Below are 22,641 nucleotides of genomic sequence, written 5' to 3' on the forward strand. Positions count from 1 at the left end.
CTACTTTTTATTTATATATAATATTTATAATTCTACACTTTATAACCTAGGAATATATTTATGTAATAAAAAATAAGTTATTGGATAAAATAACATTAATTTCTATATATAGGAGGCATAAATATATGCAGTTTATAAAAGCGAATGATTATAATAATCTAAAAAGAAAACTTTTTCTATTATATTTTCTTAATGTAAGTGATATTGTGTTAACTTTACTATTATTAAAAACAGGTTATTTCATGGAAGCAAATTCAATAATGGTAGATGTAGTATCTAGTCCATTACTTAGTATTTTTCTAAAAGTTTTTGTTGTTTTAATGCTAATATTATTTCTTTGTAGAAGAATGAAACACGCAAATTCAAAACAATTATTCTATTCTAATATAATTATTTGTTTTGCAGTTTTAATATATATCTTTATAAATTTATCTCACATATTATGGATAGTATTATTAATTAGATAAATTTATAAATAAAAATAATAAAAATATAAATATTAAGTTGAAATATTTAAATATTAGTTGTAATATTTAGTATATATTGTACAAAAGGTGGTTTTTATGGATAATAGAGTTAAAAATTTGATTGAATTGATATTATTAAGCATAAATGAAGGAAATTATTTTGAGGATAATAAAAATACTAAAAAAGAAAATCATGATGATATTAATTATGAATTTTTTAAATAATAAAATTAGTTAACTTAAAAAGGGGGATATTATAATGAAAGCAATAATAACAGTTATAGGTAAAGATAAAGTGGGGATTGTGTCTTCTATAAGCTTAGAACTTGCAAAACTTAATATCAATATACTAGATATTAGTCAAACAATAATGGATGAAAATTTTACAATGATTATGTTAGTAGATTTAAACGAATCTACTAGTTCATTTGAACAAATAAAAAATATACTTATAGAAGTAAGTGATAAGCTAAATATAAACATTAGAATTCAAAGAGAAGAAATATTTAAATCAATGCATACAATTTAATTTTGGAGGTGATTTTTTGAATAATAATAACATATTTGAAACGATAAGAATGATTGAAGAGGAAAATTTAGATATAAGAACTATAACTATGGGAATCTCACTATTAGATTGTATTGATTCAGATGAGAAAAGATTACAAGATAAAATTTATGATAAAATAACAAAATCAGCTAAAGATCTTGTTAAAGTTAGTAAAAATATAGAAGATGAATTTGGAATTCCTATAGTAAATAAGAGGGTATCAGTAACTCCTATATCTATTATAGCATCAGCATTAGATTGTAATAGTTATGTTAATATAGCTAAAACTTTAGATAAAGCAGCTGAAAACATAGGTATTGATTTTTTAGGTGGATTTTCTGCATTAGTTCAAAAAGGATATACAAAAGGAGATAAAATACTTATAGAATCTATTCCTGAAAGTTTAGCAGAAACAAATAAAGTATGCGCATCTGTAAATGTAGGATCAAGTAAGACAGGAATAAATATGGAAGCAGTTAAAGAGCTAGGTCACATAATAAAGAAAACGGCACTTTTAACTAAAGACAATAAAGGATTAGGCTGCGCTAAATTAGTTGTATTTGCAAATGCAGTAGAAGATAATCCATTTATGGCTGGAGCCTTTCATGGCGTAGGAGAAGCTGATAAAATAATAAATGTTGGGGTATCTGGTCCAGGTGTAGTTCAAAAGGCATTAGAAAAAGTTAGAAATGAGCCTTTTGATATTGTTTCAGAAACAATTAAAAAAACGGCTTTTAAAATAACAAGAATGGGACAACTAGTAGGAAATGAGGCATCTAAAAGGCTTAATATTCCTTTTGGAATTGTTGATTTATCTTTAGCACCTACTCCTGCTATTGGAGATTCTGTTGCACATATTTTAGAGGAAATGGGACTTGAACGAGTAGGAACACATGGTACAACAGCAGCATTAGCACTTTTAAACGATGCTGTTAAAAAAGGTGGGGTAATGGCTTGCTCACATGTAGGAGGCCTAAGTGGAGCGTTTATACCTGTTTCTGAAGATGCCGGGATGATAGATAGCGTATTAAATGGTTCATTAAATTTAGAAAAGTTAGAAGCAATGACTGCCATATGTTCAGTTGGATTGGATATGATTGCAATTCCAGGGGATACTAATGCATCTACAATATCTGCTATGATTGCAGATGAAGCTGCAATAGGTGTTATAAATAATAAAACTACTGCAGTTAGAATAATACCAGCTCCAGGTTGTAAAGTTGGAGATATGGTTGAATTTGGTGGGCTTTTAGGAAGAGCACCTGTAATGAAAATTAATAATAATTCATCAGAAGAATTTATAAAAAGAGGTGGAAGAATTCCAGCTCCTATACATTCTTTTAAAAATTAAAGAATAGATTAATCTATTCTTTAATTTTTTGTTGTAAAAGATGTAAATTCAAATTTATCATAACGGTGTCTTGAAAATGAATATTCAAAAGGAGAACCGTTTCTTAAATAAGCTATTTGTTCAATTTCAAGGACAGGTTCAATATCTTTTAATAAAAGATATTTTTTATCTAAATCATTACTTATGTCTGCTCTTAATATCTTTTTAGAACCATCAATTTTTAAATTAAGTCTATTTTCTATATAATCATAAATTGATTCTTTTAAAACCTCTTCATTAATACCAGTTATAAGATTTGCATTCATATATGTTTTTTCTATTACATATGGATAATCATTAATATAACGAATTCTTATTATTTCATATACAGGAGTATCTTTAGTTATTGATAGTGCTTTAGCTATATTTTCTTCTGGAAACATAATTTTAAATGATAATACTGTATTTTTAATGTTTGTATTTATAGATTTAGTAAGACCTTTTAGCTTTGTATTATCAAAAGAAAATTTTTCATTACAAACACTTTCTCTAATAAAACTTCCTGCACCACGACGTCTATATATAAGCCCTTCTTTTACTAAAATATCAATGGCTTTTCTTAAAGTCATTCTGCTACAATTGAATTCTTTAGCTAATTCTATTTCATTTGGAATAGGATTAGATGTATTATCATAAAATCCAATTTCTATTCTTTTTAACAACGTATTTGATATTTCTAAATATTTATTCATAAATCCTCCAAGATAAAATCGTTATTTATATGATATCATATAAATGCAAATTGGTATATATTATTTAATAATATGTATAGACAAAGTTCGTCTATTAAGTTATAATACAATTACAAAATTTAGGAGGGTATTATAATATGAGTAAAGTTAGTTTTCCAAAAGAGTTTTGGTGGGGAGCTGCCACATCAGGTCCACAATCAGAAGGAGATTTTAATAAGCTTCATAAAAACGTTTTCGATTATTGGTATGAAATTGAGCCAGATATTTTTTATGATAATGTAGGTCCTAATGTAACTTCAAACTTTTATAATGATTACAAAAAAGATTTAAAGCAAATAGCAAGTATAGGCTTAAATTCTTTTAGAACATCAATTCAATGGACAAGACTTATAAAAGATTTTGAAACAGGAGAAGCGTGTGAAGATGCTATTAGATTTTATAATGATGTTATAGATAATTGTATAGAAAATGGAATGGAGCCTGTAATTAATCTTCATCATTTTGATCTCCCAATAGAACTGTACAATAAGTATGGCGGATGGGAATCAAAACATGTTGTAGATTTATTCGTAAAATTTGCAGAAACAGCATTTAAGCTTTTTAGTGATAGAGTTAAATATTGGACAACTTTTAATGAACCTATAGTTGTAGTAGAAGGTCAATATTTATATAAATTCCATTATCCTAATTTAGTTGATGGTAAAAAAGCTATACAAGTTGCTTTTAATTTAAACTTAGCATCAGCTAAAACAATAAAAGTATTTAAAGAAGGTAATTATAATAAAAATGGCGGTAAAATAGGTACTATTTTAAATCTAACACCTGCCTATCCAAGATCAGAAGATAAAAAAGATATTGAAGCTTCTGAGTTTGTAGAAAATTTCTTTAATAGATTATTTTTAGATCCTGCAGTAAAAGGAACATTCCCAGAAAATCTAATTAAAATCTTTAAAAAAGATAATGTTTTATGGGAATCAACTAGTGAAGAGGAAAATATAATCAAAAATAATACTGTAGACTTTTTAGGAGTAAACTATTATCAACCTTCTAGAGTTAAAGCTAAAGAATCAGAGTTTGATAAAAACTTAGGTTGGATGCCTGATATGTACTTTGATAGATATGATATGCCAAATAAAAGAATGAACCCATATAGAGGATGGGAGATATATCCTAAGTGTCTATATGATATATCAATAAATATAAAGGAAAATTATAACAATATACCTTGGTATGTTTCTGAAAATGGAATGGGAGTTAAAGGTGAAGAAGCATATGTTAATGAGAATGGAATGATTGAAGATGATTATAGAATCGAATTCATACAAGAACATCTTTACTATTTAAGTAAAGGAATAGAAGAAGGGTCAAATTGTTTTGGATATCATTTATGGACTCCTATAGATTGTTGGTCATGGTGTAATGCTTATAGAAATAGATATGGATATATATCACTTGATTTAAATACAGGTAAGAAGACTATAAAAAAATCAGGATTATGGATTAAGGAAGTTTCAAAAGAAAACTCTTTCGATTTAACTGTAGAAATTAAATAGTTAAAAGTTATTAGTATTAATTTATAATTACTTATATAAATTAATGCTATAATAAATATAAACAAAAGAAGGAGGTATATATTTTGAAAAAGTTAATATCTTGGAACGTAAATGGATTAAGAGCTTGCGTAAAAAAAGGATTTTTAGATTATTTTAATGAAGTTAATGCTGATATTTTTTGTATACAAGAAACAAAACTTCAAGAAGGACAAATTGATTTAGATTTAAAAGATTATCATATGTATTGGAATTATGCAGAAAAGAAAGGATATTCAGGAACTGCACTATTTACAAAAGAAGAACCTATTAGTGTAAAATATGGATTAGGAATAGAAGAGCATGATACTGAAGGAAGAGTTATTACAGCAGAATTTGATGATTATTATGTTGTAACTGTATATACTCCAAATTCTCAAGATAAATTAGCTAGAATAGATTATAGGATGGCTTGGGAAGATGTATTTAGAGATTACTTAAAGGAGTTAGAAAAGAATAAACCTGTAATAGTATGCGGAGATTTAAATGTTGCTCATAAAGAGATTGATTTAAAGAATCCAAAGACTAATAGAAAAAATGCTGGATTTAGTGATGAAGAGAGAGAGAAATTTAGTATATTATTAGACTCAGGTTTTATAGACACATTTAGATATTTTTATCCTGAATTAGAAGGAGCATATTCTTGGTGGTCATATAGATTTAATGCAAGAAAAAATAATGCTGGATGGAGAATAGATTACTTTTTAGTTTCTAATTCTTTAAAAGATAAACTTATTAATGCTAAAATACATTCTGAAATTCTAGGATCAGATCATTGTCCTATAGAATTAGAAATAAAATAATTTTTTAAGTAAAGCATTAAATATTTAATGCTTTACTTTTTTTGTAACTTTAGTAAGTATATTTGAATAGTATATAGTGTAGACTATAATTTAGGTAAGATTATTTTTGGGTAAATATATTAAATTAATAAAAAAATATATTTCTATATTTATTATTCTTATTGGTTTATTTATAATTCCCTTTTTGTTTAATCACTTCTCTTTGAGTTATCTTAATAATAAAATTTATTTAGTTGGAATATTTCCATTTATTATAATATTACTAATTTTGTTATATGGGATATATAAGACTAAATAAATTAAAAACACTAGATATTAATATCTAGTGTTTTTAATTTATTTAATTCATCTAATATTTCTTCATGCAAAAGGTTCAATGAGTTAAGCTCGTTATTATAATTGACAATTACTTTATTAGCTATTGTTTCTAAATTATCAAATAAACTTATATAATCATTATTTGATAGGTTTTCTAATTTTACATTTATATTATATGGGAAATTATAATTTTCTTCCATGTCTAATCCAAATAATTCCTCTTCTTTTTTAGCGGAAATAATTTCTTTTATTATTATTATAAGTTCATCAACTGAAAAATTATTCATATAAAAACTCCTTTAAAGTAATAGTAGTATCTATTTTATCATAATATGAATTATAAAGATAATCTAAAATAAAATTATATATAAATTAATATTCATATTAAATATTATGTAAACTAATATTTGTTTTAACCAATATTTTTGTGTAAAGAAAATAAGTAATTAAGGAGTTTTTAATATGTCAGATAATTATGAGCATTTAAGTACTTTAATGAAAAATGATATATATAAATTTGAAAAGCTATTTTTTTATGATGGTTCTTTAGGAGTTAATTATTCAAAAAATAGTAGTAAATTTATAATATGGGCGCCATTAGCTTCTAAAGTATTTTTATTATTATATGGAAAAGAGGGTAAGGATTTAAAACATAAAGAATATGAGATCATAAAAATGAATCCAGGACAAAATGGAATTTTTGAAGTAAAAATAAATAGAGATCTAAATCTTCAATATTATAATTATTTAATTGTAAATGGTGATGTAATACAAGAAGTAGTAGATCCTTATGCTAAATCTGTTTCTATAAATGGTCTTAGGTCTCAAGTTGTTGACTTAAATGAAACTAATCCTAAAGGGTGGAGCAATGATAGAAGACCAGATTTTATATCTTTTCAAGGATCAAGTATATATGAAATTCATATAAGAGATTTCTCTATTGATGCTAACTCAGGAGTTTCCATTAAGAATAAAGGCAAGTTCCTTGGATTTTCTGAAAAAAGTACAAATATAACAGGAAGTAATACAAAAACATGTCTAGAACATTTAAAAGAACTTGGAATAACACATGTTCACTTATTACCCGTATATGATTTTGCATCTATTGATGAAAGTAAAGAAAATCAAAATACCTATAATTGGGGATATGATCCACAAAATTATAATGCATTAGAAGGCTCTTATTCATTAGATCCATTTAACGGTGAAGTAAGAATAAAAGAATTTAAAACTATGGTTAAAACACTTCATGATAATGGAATCAGAGTAATACTTGATGTAGTCTATAATCATACATTTGAAACTGAGAACTCTAATTTAAATAAAATAGTTCCAAATTATTATTATAGACAAAATGAGTTTGGAGGATTTTCAAATGGATCTGGATGTGGCAATGAAATAGCATCTGAAAGAAAAATGGTTAGAAAGTTTATAGTAGATTCAATTAAATATTGGACAAGTGAGTTTCATATTGATGGATTTAGGTTAGATTTAATGGGATTATATGACTTAGACACTATAAATATAATAAGAGATGAATTAGATAAAATAGATACTTCTATAATTTTGTATGGGGAAGGATGGACTGGTGGAGATACAGTATTAGAATATAATACTAGAGCTATAAAGAATAATATAAATAAATTTTCAAATAAACAAATAGCAGCGTTTAGTGATGATATAAGAGATGGAATTAAAGGAAGTACTTTTTATAGGTGTGCAAAAGGATTTGTTAGTGGGAGTGAAGGGCTTGAAGAAACGATAAAATTTGGAGTTGTTGCATCTACATATCATAAAGATATAGATATAAATAAAGTTAATTATTCAAATTCTTTTTGGGCAAATGAACCATATCAAACTATCAATTATGCTTCATCACATGATAATTTAACCCTTTTTGATAAACTTAATTTATCCAACCTAAATGAAAGTATGGCTGATATAATTCTTATGAATAAACTTGCTGCAACTATAATTTTCACATCACAAGGAATACCGTTTATACAAGGTGGGGAAGAGATACTTAGAACAAAATGTGATATAAATGGGAATATAATTGAGAATAGTTATAATTCTTCAGATTATGTAAATAGGATAGAGTGGATAAGAAAAATAGAGTTTAATGAAGTATTTTTGTGTTATAAAAATTTAATTAAAATAAGAAAAGAACATCCTGCATTTAGAATGGAAAGTTCTAAGCTTATACAAGAAAATTTATACTTTCTAAAAAAGGATAATGAGTTTAATGGTGATAAAGTAGTTTCTTTTAGAATAAATGGAAATAAGGTAAATGATAATTATAAGGATATCATAGTTATTTATAACGCTAATAAAGAAAGTATAGATATTACATTACCAGATGGTAAATGGACTCTTGTATATAGTAGCTATAATAATACAATTGATTCTGATAAATACAACATTTTTGAAAGTAAATTTAATGCTCAAAAGATATGCGGATATATTTTAGTTAAATTTAGTTAAAAAATCTACAAATAAAAGAAGGAATTAGTATTTTTTTATCGAATTAGATAAAAAGAAAAATAAATTATTTTACAAAAGTTAAACAGGAGGGTAAAGGCATGGGAAAAGTTATTGGATGTTCAGTAATTCTTCAAGATGATTTCAACAATGTATTAATTATTCAAAAAGGAAAGAAAAAAGAAAAAAGTTTATGGAAATGTGTTGGAAGATTAAAAAAAGGTAAAGAAACAGATGAGAAATGTATAGTTAGTTCAATTAAAGAAGATTTAAATACACTTGTATTTGATTTAGAGCCTTTAACTGAACTTGAAATAAACAAAGATAACAATGAGTCAATTCTTTTATATAGTGGAAAAATAAAAGAATATATGAATCTTGGGAAAAATGTAAAAGCAATAGAATGGATAAACGAGAGAACAATTGACAATTATGAATTTCTAGATGGTGAAAAAGAGATACTTTTAGAATACTTTAAAGAACTTAAGAAATAATTCTAATATATTTAGCTAAATGGCAATTGTCATTTAGCTTTTTTAATATTAGCATATTTCCTTGGAAATATTTGGAAGAGAATGGTGTTAAAATGATAAAAATACGTATAGATAAAAATGGACTAGGAGAGCCAATATTTAAATTAGGAATAAAAGAAGAAGATATACATAAAAATAGATTATTATATAGGGCAATACTTTCTGGTAAGAAAATAAGAGGTATATATAATTATAAAATACCAATGAAATATTTCTTGCCAATATATAACAATTTGGATAAATCTAATATTGAACTAGATACTAGGAGCATATTATCCTATTTAGAATTTGCAGATGAAATAGAGGAAAATTATTATTATTCTGTAATTGCTACACCAAAATATATGAAAAAATGGCGTGAAGAGGCTTGTCAGAATATATATAAAATAACTATAGATAAGGAAAGTAAAAATTTAACTAAATCAATAGCATTTAAGAAAATAGAACTTGCAATTTAAATAAACCTATGGAATATATTTTATTCCATAGGTTTATTTAAATTAATATATGATCCAATTAAAATCCCCTTACTTGAATTACTGTGACCGATTTCTTTTGTTCTTATAAGTGAAAGATTAAATTCTATGCATATATCCTTAAATAGTTCTATTAACTCATCCTCTTCATTATTTAAATCAATTTCTGTAAATTCACCAAGGATTATACCATTTATATCATTAAAGATCCCAAGTTCTCTATATTGGGCTATAAATGTTCTAATTTTTATAATATCTCCACTATTACTTTCTAAAAATAAAATTTTGTTTTTAAAAGATGGCATGTAATCTGTTCCAGATAATTTTAATGTGCAACGTATATTCCCACCTAAAACCTCTCCTGTTATTTTATTTCCACATATCCATTTATATTTCCAGGATTTAAATAAATTATAAGAAGAGTTTTCTTTTATAAACGTATTATAAAAGTTCTGTTTACCTTCATCTGTTAATATAGTTTTTATATTATAATAATATGCTTTCTTATTTGCCTTTTTATATAGAGAATTAAGTAGAACTGATAAATCACTATATCCATAGTACATAGCCTTAGATTTATTTATTAAATCAAAATCTAAATAGGGAAGAATTTCATTACATAAATCTCCACCTGAAACATCAAAAATACATTTTATACTATTATCTTTAAACCCATCCATAAGAGCTTGTGCCCTTTTTAAGCCCCTGGAACATTTGTTCGCCTCTCTGTATAATGCATAAGATAAAACAACATCTAAGCCAAAATCATTTAAAATTTTAGTAATTTCTCTTATATACTTTGAATAACTAAGCGGTAATTCATTTGAACACGCTATTAACATAACTTTATCATTTTCTTTTAAAATCATACTATCACCTCATAAACTATACTTATTATTATATACTAACTTCTTTTATATTACAGTTAAATTTGATAGAATGTATTATAATAGATTACTAATTAATCAACATGAAGGAGCTAGAAAGATGAATTTAGTTACATTAGAAAATATTAATAAAAGCTATAGTGAAAAAACACTTCTTAAAGATGTATTTTTAGGAATTAATGATGGAGATAAAATTGGATTAATAGGAATAAATGGAGCAGGAAAGTCTACCTTTTTAAAAATTATTGCAGGAAAAGAAGATTTTTTTGATGGAACAAGAACTCAGGGTAAAAATATACGTATTGAATATTTATCTCAAGACGTTGAATTTAACAATGACACAACAGTTATAGAACAAATATTTAAAGGTGACACTAAAGAAATGAAATTACTTATGGAATATGAAGATATTCTAAGTAAGATAGAAAGTGGCGATTTATCTTTAAATGATAGATTTATTAAATTACAAAGTGAAATAGATACATTAAATTTATGGAGTCTCGAAAACGAAGCAAAAAGTATTTTAAACAAACTTGGAATAAATAATTATTCTGAAAAAATGGTTAATTTATCAGGTGGACAGAGAAAAAGAGTATTTTTAGCATCTGCATTAATAACTCCGTGTGAACTTTTAATATTAGATGAACCAACTAACCATTTAGATTCAAATTCGATTGAATGGTTAGAAGAGTACTTAAACGGAAGAAAAGGTTCGCTTGTTATGATAACACATGATAGATATTTCTTAGATAGAGTATCAAATAAAATAATTGAATTAGATAGAGGTAATTTATACTCATATGAAGGTAACTATACAAAATATTTAGAAAAAAAAGTTGAAAGAATAGAAATAGAAAAAAATCAAGAGGCAAAAAGACAAGCACTTATAAGAAATGAATTAAAGTGGGTAAAGAGAGGTGCTAAAGCTAGAACAACTAAACAAAAGGCTAGACTAGACAGATTTGAAGAACTAGTTAATAAAGAGTATGTTGAAAATAATACTGATATAAAAATAAATTATGTAGGTAGTAGACTTGGTAAAAAAATTATTGAAATAGAAAATCTAAATAAATCTTTTGATAATAAAGTTATAGTAAATAATTTTAATTATATATTCACTAAAGAAGACAGAATAGGAATTGTTGGAGACAATGGAGCTGGTAAAACAACATTCTTAAAAATGTTAGAAGGAGCTATAAAACAAGATAGTGGAGAAATTAATATTGGAGAAACAGTTAAAATAGGAGTATTTTCTCAAGATGGAAAAGAATTAGATAAAAATCAAAGAGTAATTGACTTTGTAAGAGAAGGTGGAGAGTATATACCTACAGATGATGGAAGTAAAATATCTGCATCAACTTTATGTGAAAGATTTTTATTTGATGGAAGCATGCAATATTCACCTATTGAAAAACTTTCAGGCGGTGAAAAGAGAAGACTTCAATTACTAAGAGTTTTAATGGAGTCACCTAATTTTTTAATTTTCGATGAGCCAACAAATGATTTAGATATAGAAACTTTAAAAATACTTGAAGATTTTTTAGATGACTATGCAGGTGTTGTGGTAGTAGTTTCTCACGATAGATATTTCTTAGATAGAGTTTGTAATAAAATTTTTGCTTTTGAAGGTAATGGTAATGTTAGAATATATCATGGAAATCATAGTGATTACTTAATACAAAAAGAGATTAAAAATAGTACAGGTAACAATACATTAGTAAATGAACCAAAAGTAAAAAAAGAAAAGCCAAAAAGAGAAAATCAAAATAGACAATTAAAGTTTTCATTTAAGGAACAAAAGGAATTTAAAGAAATAGATAAAATAGTATCTGATTTAGAAGAGAAACTTGAAAATATTCAAGAAGAAATTGAACTTAATTCAACAAATTATTCTAAATTAGAGGAGCTTATTTCAGAAAAAGAAGAGACTGAGCTTCTGCTTCTTGAAAAATACGAAAGACAAGAATATCTAAATGAACTAGATAAAAAAATAAAAGAAAATAAAAAGTTTAATAATTAAAATAAAAAACATTGGAAAAATCTGAAAAAGATATATAATTAAAAGTATAGGTTAATTTATATCTTTAAGAGGGGATAGGTCAATTATGAGAGAGAACAAAGTAAATAACAGCTTAGAAACTGTACAAAAGCGCAATGAGATTGAAATGCAAACTACAAAAGAATATATATCTGACTCAAAGGAATTATTAAATGCATTAAAAAAAGTTCAAGACGTTATTTTAAAAGCAGATGGTGAAGAAATTCCATTTTTAATAAAAGTTGCTCAAACAAACTTGACTAAAACAACTATATCTCAATGCAAAAATATGATTATAGAACTTCAACAAAACTTTAATGATGAAGGAATAGCCTTATTTATAGAGAAGACTATTTCGCTTATTACAGCAGCTGAAACAGCAAATTTAATCTATGGAGATTTAATCAAAATTAAAGAAGTTAGAAGTTATCTTTCAAAGAAAACATATAATATCATTTTACTAAGAGCAACTAAGCTTTTAGATCAATTAAAGAATACTAAATATGAAGAGAGTATAAAGCTAAACTTCATAGTGGATAACTTAAATCAATGCAATAAAGTATTTGAATACTGCTGGGACATATATCCTGAAAATATTTTAAGTTTAGAACAAACTATAGTAATACTGAATAGTCTTATAAAACAAAGAGTAAAGCTTGGATTAGATAATTATAATGTAGAATTACTTAAATTAATGATTGATAAGAACAAAGAAAAGATTTCAGATATTAAAAATACAACTATTGAATTAGACTCAAATGGTCAATTATTAAATACTATAAAGAACAATAAACATAATTTAAAAAGTTCTCTAGATGAAAGTTTAATAATTAAGGATAATGAAGTTGTATCAGGGTTAGTCGCATTAGATACTAATACATCTTTAGCTACTATAACTAAAGATGATGCTACAAAACAATTTATAAATATAACTAATAATGTTATACAAGAAGTTAAAGAAAGTGCATCTAATGATTTTATAAATGTAGCGTTCCAAAAATATTATTCAATTATAAGTGCAATTGAAACTGTTAACTATATGAAGGGAATGGTAATAGATAAAAAGAAAATAGCATCTAACATATCGAAAATACTTACTGATATGATTTATTCTAACTATTTAGCAATAACAGATAGTTGGAGCAAAATAGAAGAGAAAAGTGAAGAAGATTATTCAACATATTCAAAAGAAATTTTAAACTATAGTAAGATGTTATTTGAAGCATATAGAATGGATAAAGATAATAAAGAGGCATTATATAGAGCAACTGAAATAGAAATAATTCTTTATAAAAATAGAAATAAATTTAAATTAAAGTACGATTTATATAATAAAATAAAAAACAATATAATTAATAATACACCTACAATAAAGGAAACTTATCCAGAATTTAAAGGATTAGTTGAAAAAACAAAAGATTCAAAAAAGAAAGGCTTTTGGTCTAAAATATTTAATTAAAAATGACACTTTATAGAGAGATTTTTCTTTATAAAGTGTCATTTTATTTGATAAAATATTTTTAGTGATATATAATAAAAAAATAATTTGAAAATAAATTATATAACTACAAGATGATGTTTGGAGTGATATATATGGAATTAAAAATAAGTTTAAAGGGTAGAAGAGATTTTTTAAGAATCTCTGGAGAGCGAATAGATGTACTAGACTTTGAATTAAAAGGTATTCAATATAAACAAATACGTGTATTTAAGAATGGATTTTCTAAATCAGAGTATATAGAGAAATCTTTAATCAACTGGATAAAAGAAGTGAAATAAGAAGAGGTACTATCTTCTTATTTTTTTATAATTTAATGTATTTATTGTATATTTAAAGCATACATATTAATTGTAAAGGTACTTTAAGCAATTAATTATGAAATTATAGTGCCTTGTATAAGTAAAGACACTATAAGCTTATATTTCATTAATTAATGTGTCTTGTAAAGGTAAGAGGTGAATTTTAATTATGCCAATAAGTTTTTTAAATAAACTAAAAGAAGAAATTTTGAATATAGATAATGATATATATGAAGATATTTATGGTGATTCTAAAAGCTTAGAATCTAAAGATAATACGGTTTTAATATCATTATATAAACATCTATTAAATGTAAATTCAAAAAATACAAAATTAAATAAGACTATATTAAAAAATGCTTTAAACCAAGATTTTGAATCTACTATGAAGATATTGCTTTATTCAAGAGATATAAAATTCGGCTTAGGAATGAGGGAAGTATTTAAAGAGTGTTTATTTTATATAGCCTTAAATTATGATAAACCATTAAATAAATATATAAATTTAATTATAAAAATAGGAAGATATGATGATCTTTATTGTTTATTTGATACTAAATACGAAAAAGATGTTATTGACTATTTTAAAATACAAATAGAAGAGGATTGTTTAAGCGATAAACCATCAAATCTTTGTAAATGGTTAAAATCAATTAATACATCATCTAAAGAGAGTAGGAGACTTGGTAGAAAAACTGCAGATGGGTTAGGCTTATCATATGAGGAATATAGAAAGTTGCTTTCGACACTAAGAGGGAAAATTAACTTAACAGAACAAAAAATATCGTTAAATAGATGGAATGAAATTGATTATGAAAAAGTTCCTAAATTGGCCTATAGAAAATATTATAAATCATTTAATAATAAAGATCCTGAACGATTTAACCAGCATAGATCCTCAAGAGTTAATATTACAGAAAATAATATTTTAGAAAAAAAATATATATCAAGATTAAGAAATTTACTTAATGGAAATTATTTGAATAATGATATAGAGGAGTTTGAAAATTCTCTTAAAGAATGTAATGAAAAAACATCTGGAAACTGGGTAGTGGCAACATGTTTAAAAGAAGTAGATTTAAAAAATGAAACCAGGTATCTTTTAGAAATTTTAGTTTTAAATTTATATTTTTTATTTAATAATGTAGGAAGATTTGAAAATTACTTTTTTAAAACAAGTGATATAGTTAATTTTAAAAAAATAAAAACTAATGATTTATTAGAAATAATTAAAGAAGTAATAAAAAATTCTATTTCTAAAAATATAGATATAGAAACTATAATGGACTTAATACTATTTGCAGCTATAAAGAATGACATTAAGGATGAAGAGCTTCCTTCAGGAATTTTGTTCCTTATTCATGATTTAGAGGAAATGAAAATAGGAGATGCGAACATATGTTCAAACTTAGAGAAATGGCACTTTAATTTAGAAAATATAAAAGAAAAATGGGATAATTGCAATTATACGATTCCAGAGATTAAAATATGTATGCTAAATGAAAAAAATAATAATTTTAAGGATCTAGATCATTTAGATGATATAAAATTATTACATGGTTTTAATTATAAAATTTTTAACTCCATAATTAATGATAATATTTCTGACGATGAAGAAAGTTCCTTAAATGACAATTTTGATAAAGATTTAGTTTTTTTAGAAAAGTTGCTTAATAATGAAAGATATAAAATTTAATTACTGTTAATAAATGAGATATAAGTAAATTATATCTCATTTCATTTTTCTACAAAAAAATATTTTCAAAAAAATTTAGAAGTAGTTTTCTATGTTTTTATACAAACTTAAAATAATTTTTACAAGCAAATCGACACTGGCAATATCAGTAAAAGTAACTAGATGAAAAACGCTGTATAAAAATCATATTTTTTATATTTTCACGTATAAAACAAGCTAAAATTATTTCGCTAAATAACCATTTAGCGAAATAATATATAATTTTAAGGTGAATTAAGACGAAGATTAATAGTTTTTAATGAAATTTGATAAAGTGCTTTTAAATTTATAATATTAAAAATTTTATATGTATTTGAATGTTTCTTTATATTTTGAATAATAAATTTATTTTTTATATTAAGAATTATTTTAATATTCAGAATTAATAAAGTCAGTTAAGGTCAGTTATTCTATGCTTCTTAGACTAAAAAATTAAAATGTATTATAAAGAAATAAATACTTTTCTTAATCTTAGGAACGATTGTTCTTTAATCTAGGAAATATCATATTTTTATGGTAAAATGATGTACATAAATATAAATCAAGAAGGTGTTTTAAAATGATATATGATTTTAAAGAACTTAGAAAAAATGACTCATTACCTTCAATTGTTATTGATTTTTTAAATTATTTGGAAACTATAAAAGGTAAATCACAGAATACAATTGACGCATATAGAATAGATCTAACTATGTTTTTTAGATTTTTAAAGCTTTATAGAGGCAATTTAGAAAATGAAAAATGTGAATTTGAAGATATTGATATATCTGACATAAAACAAGATTTTGTTAAAAATATAAAACTGTCAGAATTATATGCTTTTATGAGCTTTTTAGAAAAATATAGAAATAACAGTTCTTATGCAAGAGCAAGAAAAGTTGCAACGTTGAAATCTTTTTTTAAATTTCTTCAAAACAAAGCTAAAATTATAGATGAAAATCCAACATTAGAATTAGAATCACCAAAAATAAATAAAAGACATCCAATTTATTTAAATCTTAATGAAAGTATTCAACTGCTTAAATCCATGGATAAAAATAATAAAAATTATTATCGTGACTATTGTATAATAACATTTTTCTTAAATTGTGGAATGAGATTATCAGAGCTTTGTAATATAAAGCTAGATAAGATTACTGGTGATACGTTAACTATAATAGGTAAAGGTAATAAGGAAAGAACTGTTTATTTAAATGAAGCATGCCTAAAAGCTCTTAATGACTATATGAAAGTTAGGGATACTTCAAAATCAAATACAGAGTCAGCTAAATATTTATTCCTTTCTAATCGTGGAAATCCTATAAATAAAAGAACAGTTGAAATAATGGTAAAAAACTATACTAAAAATGCTGGATTAAAAGATGAGAAATATACTCCTCATAAATTAAGACACACAGCTGCAACATTAATGTATAAACATGGTGATGTAGATATTCGTTCCCTACAAAGTATATTAGGTCATGAAAATATTTCTACAACTCAGATATATACTCATGTTGATGATGAAACATTAAGAGAAGCTGTAAAATCAAATCCTTTAGCAAAAATATAAAAGTGGTTAATTATAATTAACCACTTTTATATTTAATACATTATCCTATAAAAGGACTTCCTAAAATTTCAGATAATGATTTTACAATTTCTTGAGAATTTCCATCATAAACTACTGCTACTCTACCTTTTCTATAGAAATGAGGTGCATTTTTCCAATCTATTTTATTACCATTTATTTTATATCCATTTTCTTGGATCATGTTTACATCTGAATCAAATAAACCTTTTTGATCTTTGTTGTATTCGTATACCCTAATCTCCCCTCCTTTTATTTTAATTAATTCTCCATCAACTGATGCTACTTTTTCTGAGTCCTTCTTTAAAGTTCCTGCACCCTTAGGATCAAATCCTTTTGCTTCTAAGTCTTTCATTAATGCTTTTTTGTCAAATTTACTTTCTTCTTCAGTAAAATCTTTAATTGCATTTTCTGTTTTGTTTTTAACATTTTCTGTAGTATTTTCTACACTATTTTTTGCTTCATTCATACCTGCTTTTGTTTTATCGGCAGCTTCTTTTGCTGTATTACAACCTACAAATGAAGCTGCTGACATAATAACTGTAGCAAATAATATCAATTTGTTTAATTTATTTTTTTTCATTTATATCTCTCCTATCTAAATTATAATTTCATACTTAGTATTTAGATTTATAAACGAATTTATTCATAATAAAAAAAGAAGTGAAAAATTCACTTCTTAATCTATTTTATTCTTTTTTATTATTCTTCTAACACCTGGGAAAATTTCTTCAGTTTGATCTTCTAAATCATCTTCTACAAGATTTACATCATCTAAATAAGTTATGTTATCAAAAGCATCTATATACTCTGAATCTTCATATGATTCATCTACTTTTAAATCATTAAAATTAAGTGCTGAGTATGCTTCTTTTAGAGCTTTTTCTAAATCTTCTGAATCAACTGAAGGATCTATATTTTGAGCTTTAGCAACCATAGCTTTCCATTCTTCTTCTAATATATTATTTTCTTCAACATTCTTTGCTATATCTTCTATTTTTATAGCTCTTATATCAATACCTTCATCTTCTAGGCATTTACCACAGTTGTCACAAATTTTATTTTCATATAAATCACAGTAATCATCATCTGTATACTTCATATTTACTTTACACCACCTTTTTAGTGTATATATTAGAATTTGATTATAACAAATAATTAAATTTAATTCAAATAGAACATATGTTTTAAGAACATAAGTTTGATATATAAAATACCTTATGCTATAATAAATACAAAGAATGCGAGGTGCTATGCCATGTTAGAGGGTAAGGATAAACAAAGTCAAATATACGAATTTTTAAAAAACTTTACTGAAAATAAAGGTTATCCACCATCTGTTAGAGAGATTTGTGAGGCTGTTAGCCTAAAATCAACTTCAACAGTACACGGTCACTTAAAAAGATTAGAAAAAAAAGGTCTTATAAAGAGAGATCCAACTAAGCCTAGAGCGCTTGAAATTGTAGAATTATCTCAACCAAAGCGTGAAATGATAAATATTCCTATAATCGGTGATATTACAGCTGGTACTCCTATATTAGCTACAGAGAACATTCAAGATACTTTTACATTACCAATAGATTATATTAAACATAATAAAGAGCTGTTTATGCTTAAAGTATATGGTAATAGTATGATAAATGCAGGTATTCATGAAAATGATTTAGCTATAATAGAAAAGTGTCAAACTGCAAATAATGGAGATATAGTAGTTGCATTAATTGATGAAAGTGCAACTATAAAAAGATTTTTTAAAGAGAATGATTATATAAGATTACAACCTGAAAATGATGCAATGAATCCTATAATAATAGATGACTGCAAAATTTTAGGCAAGTTAGTTGGTATTTTTAGATCTTATTAAAAGTTATAGAGTCATATAAAGCATGTGACTCTATAACTTTTTTATAAAATACAGATAAATGTTAAAATTAAAGATAATATTATTATAAAAGCTAAAAAAGGATTTACAAACGTAAATCCTTTTTTTATTATTGGCTTTAAGCCTGTTGAGTGCGCAATAGCGTACGAAACATTAAACCACCTGCTATGCGGGTGCGGAAGCGGTTTGTTATACAAAAAAATCACCTTTCCGATATAATGTAGTTGTTCAGGCTACGATATAATGAAAGGAAAGGTGATTTTAATGGCTAATAAAACTAATAGTTTATCTCACACAAAATGGATGTGTAAATATCACATTGTGTTCACTCCAAAGTATAGACGAAAAGTTATATATAATCAATACAAGGCAAGTGTTAGAGATATAATAAAACAACTGTGTGCATACAAAGGAGTAGAAATAATAGAAGGACATTTAATGCCGGACCATGTACATATACTTGTGAGCATCCCTCCAAAGATAAGTGTTTCAAGTTTTATGGGATATTTAAAAGGTAAAAGCGCACTAATGTTGTTTGATAAGCATGCAAATTTAAAGTACAAGTTTGGAAATAGACATTTCTGGGCAGAGGGATACTATGTAAGTACGGTTGGATTAAATGAAGCAACAATAAAGAAATATATTCAAGAGCAAGAAAAACATGATATAGCGATAGATAAGTTAAGTGTAAGAGAGTATGAAGACCCTTTTAAGGGTTAAAAAGTAATACGTCACCCATTTAGGGGTAGCAAAAGTGGCAAAGGCAAGTAGCTTGAACAAAGTGAAAGCTAGCGCCTTTAGACGCTAGCCGGTAACACTTGGGCTTATAGCCCCAGAGCAAACCACCCGTTGGACGGGTGGTTATGATTAACAATTTAAAACTCTATTTAATGCAATTAAAATACCGATTTTAGCATGATCAAATGTTAATCCACCTTGTATATAAGCAATATAAGGTTCTCTTATTGGAGCATCAGCTGATAATTCAATTGATGAACCTTGAATAAAGGCACCTGCAGCCATTATTACTTCATCTTCATAACCTGGCATAGGAGTAGGTATACAATGAACAAATGAATCAATAGGAGATCCAAACTGAATTCCTTTTATAAATTGTATTAGTCTTTCTTTATCTCCAAATATAATAGTTTGTACTATATCTGTTCTTCTTTCATTAGAAGCTGGTTTTGCATTAAATCCAGCAAGCTCCATAACTCTAGCACATAATATTGAACTCTTAACTGCTTCCATGGTTACATGAGGTGCTAGGAAGAATCCTTGGAATAATGTTCTCATAACTCCAAGAGTTGCACCACACTCCCCTCCGATGCCAGGAACAGTTAATCTATAAGATGCATTTTCAACTAAATCTTGTTTACCTACTATGTATCCACCAGTTGGAGATATTCCTCCTCCAATATTTTTAATTAAGGAACCTGCCATTAAATCAGCTCCAAAATCTGTAGGTTCTTTTATATCAACAAATTCTCCATAACAATTATCAACAAATACTATTATGTCTTCTCTTAAGCTTTTAACTAATTTTATAGCCTCTTCAATTTGATCTAAATGAAGAGAATATCTTGTACTATATCCAGTACTTCTTTGAATATGTACCATCTTTATAGTATTATCTTCTAAAATTACAGATTTTATTTTTTCTAAATCAAAATACTTTCCATCTATAAGATCTACTTCTTTATAATTAATTCCATAATCAATTAATGAGCCTGTGCCTTTATTACCATTTAAACCTATTACACCATGTAAAGTATCATAAGGCTGTCCTGATATTGCAACTAAAGTATCTCCAGGTCTTAAATTTCCAAATAAAGCAGTTCCTATTGCATGAGTTCCATTTACAAAATGAGGTCTTACTATTGCAGCTTCAGTATTAAATACTCTTGCATATACTTTATCTAGTCCTTCTCTTCCTAAATCATCATAGGCATATCCAGTTGAGTTTGTAAAATGACTATCACTTATTCTTTCTTCTTGAAAAGCTGTTAATACTTTTAATTGATTAAACTCTCTTATTTCATCTAATCTCTTAAACTCTTCTTGAACATCATTTAATGCTTGTTTATATAGTTTAAAAGCATTTTCCTTAATATTATAATTTTTAATAACTAATTCTTCTGTGGCTTTTAACATCTTATCCTCCTATATTAAATTAAACACAAAAATAAATAGGCAACAATGTGCCTATTTATTAAGCGTTATCTAAATCATTATTTACAAACAAGATAGGCTTTGCAGGTGTTATTGTTGTAACTGCATGTTTATAAACTAGCATTTGCTTTCCATCACAGTCTAACACAACAGTAAAACTATCAAATCCCTTTACAAAACCCTTTAGTTTATATCCATTTGTTAAATATACTTCTACAGGTATTTTGTTCTTTCTTGCGCCATTTAAAAATATATCTTGTAAATTATTTTGTTGTTTATTCATAAGACACCTCCCAATTAACCAATACACCTTAAATACATTATACAACTACTTATTATTAATGTCATTAATTATTTTTCTTATAATTTCTCCATCAGATAATTCATCTTTATTTAAAAAATTAACTCTTGGATCTCTTCTAAACCAAGTAAGTTGACGCTTAGCATAATTACGAGATCCTTTCTTAATCATTTCAATAGCTTCATCTAATGAAATCTTATTATCTAAATAATATAGCATTTCTTTGTAGCCTATTCCTTGCATTGATTGCATAGAAGAAGTATACCCCAATTTTTTCAAAGTTATACACTCATCTTCTAGGCCATTTTCCATCATAATGTCCACTCTCTTATTAATTCTTGAATATAGTTTTTCTCTATCCATATTTAATACATAATAATGTACATTATATTTATAATTATAAAAGTCTTCTCCTGATCCATATGAGCTAAATGGTTTACCAGTTAATTTATATACCTCTAATGCTCTTATAACTCTTTTTCTATTGTTAGCATGTATATTTTTATAACTTTCTTCATCAATATCTTTTAAAAGTTCATGAATATATTCATTTCCATACTTATCAGCCTCTTCTTCTAAAAATTTTCTATATTCATCATCTTTTTGAGCTTCTGTAAAGTTCATATTACATGTTAATGCATTTATATAAAGACCTGTTCCTCCAGCTATTATAGGAAGTTTTTTACGACTTAAGATATCTTCTATTACCTCTTCACCTAGTTCTTTATATTCAGCAACAGAAAATGGCTTATCTGGAGTTACTATATCTATTAAGTGATGCTTAACTCCATCCATTTCTTCTTTTGTTACTTTAGCTGAACCTATATCCATATATTTATATATTTGCATTGAGTCTGCTGATATTATTTCTCCATTAAGTTCTTTTGCAAGTTTTATAGAAAGGTCAGTTTTACCTACAGCTGTAGGACCACCTAATACTAATATATCTTCTTTTAT

At 25.6% G+C, this 22,641-nt stretch carries 24 protein-coding genes; 16 read left to right on the top strand and 8 right to left on the bottom strand.

Annotated elements, in window-relative coordinates; genetic code table 11:
• Positions 1-125 precede the first annotated feature (125 nt).
• The 4 genes from ACZ5TJ_RS07430 (at position 126) to ACZ5TJ_RS07445 (ending at position 2,368) form a co-directional block, all read left to right on the top strand.
• The gene (locus ACZ5TJ_RS07430; RefSeq protein WP_464198392.1) at positions 126-467 is read left to right on the top strand and encodes a DUF5658 family protein; all 342 of its coding nucleotides are present in this window, start codon (positions 126-128) and stop codon (positions 465-467) included.
• A gap of 96 nt (positions 468-563) precedes the next feature.
• Positions 564-692, top strand: coding sequence for a hypothetical protein (locus ACZ5TJ_RS07435; protein WP_278321691.1), 129 nt, complete (start codon positions 564-566; stop codon positions 690-692).
• A 34-nt stretch (positions 693-726) separates the two neighbouring features.
• A complete protein-coding gene (locus ACZ5TJ_RS07440) occupies positions 727-996 on the top strand; it encodes an ACT domain-containing protein (RefSeq protein ID WP_464198396.1) in 270 nt (89 codons plus the stop codon).
• Positions 997-1,012: 16 nt separating this feature from the next.
• Entirely contained in the window at positions 1,013-2,368 is a 1,356-nt protein-coding gene (locus ACZ5TJ_RS07445; RefSeq protein ID WP_464198398.1) for a DUF711 family protein, read from the top strand.
• Between the two features lie 20 nt (positions 2,369-2,388).
• Here the strand turns inward: ACZ5TJ_RS07445 and ACZ5TJ_RS07450 are convergent, their stop codons facing one another.
• Positions 2,389-3,099 (bottom strand): GntR family transcriptional regulator, encoded by a 711-nt coding sequence (locus tag ACZ5TJ_RS07450; RefSeq protein ID WP_464198400.1) that lies wholly within the window; start codon positions 3,097-3,099, stop codon positions 2,389-2,391.
• Positions 3,100-3,236: 137 nt separating this feature from the next.
• Here ACZ5TJ_RS07450 and ACZ5TJ_RS07455 point away from each other — a divergent pair, with 137 nt between their 5' ends.
• Together ACZ5TJ_RS07455 and ACZ5TJ_RS07460 are read left to right on the top strand one after the other, a co-directional pair.
• Complete coding sequence (locus ACZ5TJ_RS07455; protein ID WP_464198402.1) at positions 3,237-4,652, top strand: glycoside hydrolase family 1 protein; 1,416 nt, start codon at positions 3,237-3,239, stop codon at positions 4,650-4,652.
• An 83-nt stretch (positions 4,653-4,735) separates the two neighbouring features.
• Positions 4,736-5,491, top strand: a complete 756-nt coding sequence (locus ACZ5TJ_RS07460) for an exodeoxyribonuclease III (protein ID WP_464198404.1) — start codon at positions 4,736-4,738, stop codon at positions 5,489-5,491.
• A gap of 308 nt (positions 5,492-5,799) precedes the next feature.
• Here ACZ5TJ_RS07460 and ACZ5TJ_RS07465 read toward each other — a convergent pair whose 3' ends face one another.
• Positions 5,800-6,096: a hypothetical protein gene (locus ACZ5TJ_RS07465; protein WP_464198406.1), complete on the bottom strand. Its 297-nt coding sequence runs from the start codon at positions 6,094-6,096 to the stop codon at positions 5,800-5,802.
• 175 nt (positions 6,097-6,271) lie between these two features.
• On the opposite strand from ACZ5TJ_RS07465, the gene pulA reads away from it, so the two are divergent.
• The 3 genes from pulA to ACZ5TJ_RS07480 all read left to right on the top strand — a co-directional run bounded on the left by pulA (position 6,272) and on the right by ACZ5TJ_RS07480 (position 9,281).
• Complete coding sequence (pulA, locus tag ACZ5TJ_RS07470) at positions 6,272-8,293, top strand: type I pullulanase (protein ID WP_464198408.1); 2,022 nt, start codon at positions 6,272-6,274, stop codon at positions 8,291-8,293.
• Between the two features lie 98 nt (positions 8,294-8,391).
• Positions 8,392-8,784, top strand: coding sequence for a hypothetical protein (locus ACZ5TJ_RS07475; protein ID WP_054199597.1), 393 nt, complete (start codon positions 8,392-8,394; stop codon positions 8,782-8,784).
• Positions 8,785-8,876: 92 nt separating this feature from the next.
• On the top strand, positions 8,877-9,281 hold the full coding sequence (locus ACZ5TJ_RS07480; RefSeq protein WP_045724630.1) for a hypothetical protein: 405 nt from the start codon (positions 8,877-8,879) through the stop codon (positions 9,279-9,281).
• 20 nt (positions 9,282-9,301) lie between these two features.
• Here ACZ5TJ_RS07480 and ACZ5TJ_RS07485 read toward each other — a convergent pair whose 3' ends face one another.
• Positions 9,302-10,168 carry an LD-carboxypeptidase gene (locus tag ACZ5TJ_RS07485; RefSeq protein ID WP_464198411.1) on the bottom strand — a complete coding sequence of 289 codons (867 nt, stop codon included), beginning with the start codon at positions 10,166-10,168 and terminating at the stop codon, positions 9,302-9,304.
• A 118-nt stretch (positions 10,169-10,286) separates the two neighbouring features.
• On the opposite strand from ACZ5TJ_RS07485, the gene ACZ5TJ_RS07490 reads away from it, so the two are divergent.
• The 5 genes from ACZ5TJ_RS07490 (at position 10,287) to ACZ5TJ_RS07510 (ending at position 17,311) form a co-directional block, all read left to right on the top strand.
• Positions 10,287-12,206, top strand: a complete 1,920-nt coding sequence (locus ACZ5TJ_RS07490) for an ABC-F family ATP-binding cassette domain-containing protein (RefSeq protein WP_464198413.1) — start codon at positions 10,287-10,289, stop codon at positions 12,204-12,206.
• Between the two features lie 85 nt (positions 12,207-12,291).
• Positions 12,292-13,683 (top strand): hypothetical protein, encoded by a 1,392-nt coding sequence (locus tag ACZ5TJ_RS07495; protein ID WP_464198415.1) that lies wholly within the window; start codon positions 12,292-12,294, stop codon positions 13,681-13,683.
• Positions 13,684-13,817: 134 nt separating this feature from the next.
• Entirely contained in the window at positions 13,818-14,003 is a 186-nt protein-coding gene (locus ACZ5TJ_RS07500; protein WP_039315951.1) for a hypothetical protein, read from the top strand.
• A 190-nt stretch (positions 14,004-14,193) separates the two neighbouring features.
• Positions 14,194-15,720, top strand: a complete 1,527-nt coding sequence (locus tag ACZ5TJ_RS07505; RefSeq protein ID WP_464198418.1) for a DUF2828 family protein — start codon at positions 14,194-14,196, stop codon at positions 15,718-15,720.
• 598 nt (positions 15,721-16,318) lie between these two features.
• Entirely contained in the window at positions 16,319-17,311 is a 993-nt protein-coding gene (locus tag ACZ5TJ_RS07510) for a tyrosine recombinase XerC (protein WP_464198420.1), read from the top strand.
• A gap of 40 nt (positions 17,312-17,351) precedes the next feature.
• On the opposite strand, the gene ACZ5TJ_RS07515 is transcribed toward ACZ5TJ_RS07510, so the two are convergent.
• Positions 17,352-17,912 carry a hypothetical protein gene (locus tag ACZ5TJ_RS07515; protein WP_464198422.1) on the bottom strand — a complete coding sequence of 187 codons (561 nt, stop codon included), beginning with the start codon at positions 17,910-17,912 and terminating at the stop codon, positions 17,352-17,354.
• Between the two features lie 96 nt (positions 17,913-18,008).
• Complete coding sequence (locus tag ACZ5TJ_RS07520) at positions 18,009-18,431, bottom strand: hypothetical protein (RefSeq protein ID WP_464198424.1); 423 nt, start codon at positions 18,429-18,431, stop codon at positions 18,009-18,011.
• A gap of 156 nt (positions 18,432-18,587) precedes the next feature.
• Here ACZ5TJ_RS07520 and lexA point away from each other — a divergent pair, with 156 nt between their 5' ends.
• Together lexA and tnpA are read left to right on the top strand one after the other, a co-directional pair.
• Positions 18,588-19,193 (top strand): transcriptional repressor LexA, encoded by a 606-nt coding sequence (gene lexA / locus ACZ5TJ_RS07525; protein WP_039315944.1) that lies wholly within the window; start codon positions 18,588-18,590, stop codon positions 19,191-19,193.
• Between the two features lie 282 nt (positions 19,194-19,475).
• On the top strand, positions 19,476-19,931 hold the full coding sequence (gene tnpA, locus ACZ5TJ_RS07530) for an IS200/IS605 family transposase (RefSeq protein ID WP_464198428.1): 456 nt from the start codon (positions 19,476-19,478) through the stop codon (positions 19,929-19,931).
• Positions 19,932-20,078: 147 nt separating this feature from the next.
• On the opposite strand, the gene ACZ5TJ_RS07535 is transcribed toward tnpA, so the two are convergent.
• From ACZ5TJ_RS07535 to miaA, 3 genes are read right to left on the bottom strand one after another with little or no spacing between them, the layout of a single operon-like run.
• Positions 20,079-21,365, bottom strand: coding sequence for a methionine gamma-lyase family protein (locus ACZ5TJ_RS07535; protein WP_464198430.1), 1,287 nt, complete (start codon positions 21,363-21,365; stop codon positions 20,079-20,081).
• Positions 21,366-21,423: 58 nt separating this feature from the next.
• Positions 21,424-21,666: an RNA chaperone Hfq gene (hfq, locus tag ACZ5TJ_RS07540; RefSeq protein WP_039315940.1), complete on the bottom strand. Its 243-nt coding sequence runs from the start codon at positions 21,664-21,666 to the stop codon at positions 21,424-21,426.
• Positions 21,667-21,711: 45 nt separating this feature from the next.
• The gene (gene miaA, locus ACZ5TJ_RS07545) at positions 21,712-22,641 is read right to left on the bottom strand and encodes a tRNA (adenosine(37)-N6)-dimethylallyltransferase MiaA (protein WP_464202294.1); all 930 of its coding nucleotides are present in this window, start codon (positions 22,639-22,641) and stop codon (positions 21,712-21,714) included.

It is taken from the genome of Clostridium budayi (assembly GCF_055396605.1).

Bases quoted from the DNA above. Each gene is read 5' to 3' on its own strand.
- ACZ5TJ_RS07510 (WP_464198420.1), top strand. From the start codon at position 16,319: ATGATATATGATTTTAAAGAACTTAGAAAAAATGACTCATTACCTTCA.
- ACZ5TJ_RS07480 (WP_045724630.1), top strand. From the start codon at position 8,877: ATGATAAAAATACGTATAGATAAAAATGGACTAGGAGAGCCAATATTT.
- ACZ5TJ_RS07495 (WP_464198415.1), top strand. From the start codon at position 12,292: ATGAGAGAGAACAAAGTAAATAACAGCTTAGAAACTGTACAAAAGCGC.
- ACZ5TJ_RS07455 (WP_464198402.1), top strand. From the start codon at position 3,237: ATGAGTAAAGTTAGTTTTCCAAAAGAGTTTTGGTGGGGAGCTGCCACA.
- ACZ5TJ_RS07505 (WP_464198418.1), top strand. From the start codon at position 14,194: ATGCCAATAAGTTTTTTAAATAAACTAAAAGAAGAAATTTTGAATATA.
- ACZ5TJ_RS07465 (WP_464198406.1), bottom strand. From the start codon at position 6,096: ATGAATAATTTTTCAGTTGATGAACTTATAATAATAATAAAAGAAATT.
- ACZ5TJ_RS07520 (WP_464198424.1), bottom strand. From the start codon at position 18,431: ATGAAGTATACAGATGATGATTACTGTGATTTATATGAAAATAAAATT.
- ACZ5TJ_RS07430 (WP_464198392.1), top strand. From the start codon at position 126: ATGCAGTTTATAAAAGCGAATGATTATAATAATCTAAAAAGAAAACTT.
- ACZ5TJ_RS07515 (WP_464198422.1), bottom strand. From the start codon at position 17,912: ATGAAAAAAAATAAATTAAACAAATTGATATTATTTGCTACAGTTATT.
- ACZ5TJ_RS07475 (WP_054199597.1), top strand. From the start codon at position 8,392: ATGGGAAAAGTTATTGGATGTTCAGTAATTCTTCAAGATGATTTCAAC.
- ACZ5TJ_RS07450 (WP_464198400.1), bottom strand. From the start codon at position 3,099: ATGAATAAATATTTAGAAATATCAAATACGTTGTTAAAAAGAATAGAA.
- ACZ5TJ_RS07500 (WP_039315951.1), top strand. From the start codon at position 13,818: ATGGAATTAAAAATAAGTTTAAAGGGTAGAAGAGATTTTTTAAGAATC.
- ACZ5TJ_RS07535 (WP_464198430.1), bottom strand. From the start codon at position 21,365: ATGTTAAAAGCCACAGAAGAATTAGTTATTAAAAATTATAATATTAAG.
- tnpA (WP_464198428.1), top strand. From the start codon at position 19,476: ATGGCTAATAAAACTAATAGTTTATCTCACACAAAATGGATGTGTAAA.
- ACZ5TJ_RS07485 (WP_464198411.1), bottom strand. From the start codon at position 10,168: ATGATTTTAAAAGAAAATGATAAAGTTATGTTAATAGCGTGTTCAAAT.
- hfq (WP_039315940.1), bottom strand. From the start codon at position 21,666: ATGAATAAACAACAAAATAATTTACAAGATATATTTTTAAATGGCGCA.
- pulA (WP_464198408.1), top strand. From the start codon at position 6,272: ATGTCAGATAATTATGAGCATTTAAGTACTTTAATGAAAAATGATATA.
- ACZ5TJ_RS07490 (WP_464198413.1), top strand. From the start codon at position 10,287: ATGAATTTAGTTACATTAGAAAATATTAATAAAAGCTATAGTGAAAAA.
- ACZ5TJ_RS07440 (WP_464198396.1), top strand. From the start codon at position 727: ATGAAAGCAATAATAACAGTTATAGGTAAAGATAAAGTGGGGATTGTG.
- lexA (WP_039315944.1), top strand. From the start codon at position 18,588: ATGTTAGAGGGTAAGGATAAACAAAGTCAAATATACGAATTTTTAAAA.
- ACZ5TJ_RS07435 (WP_278321691.1), top strand. From the start codon at position 564: ATGGATAATAGAGTTAAAAATTTGATTGAATTGATATTATTAAGCATA.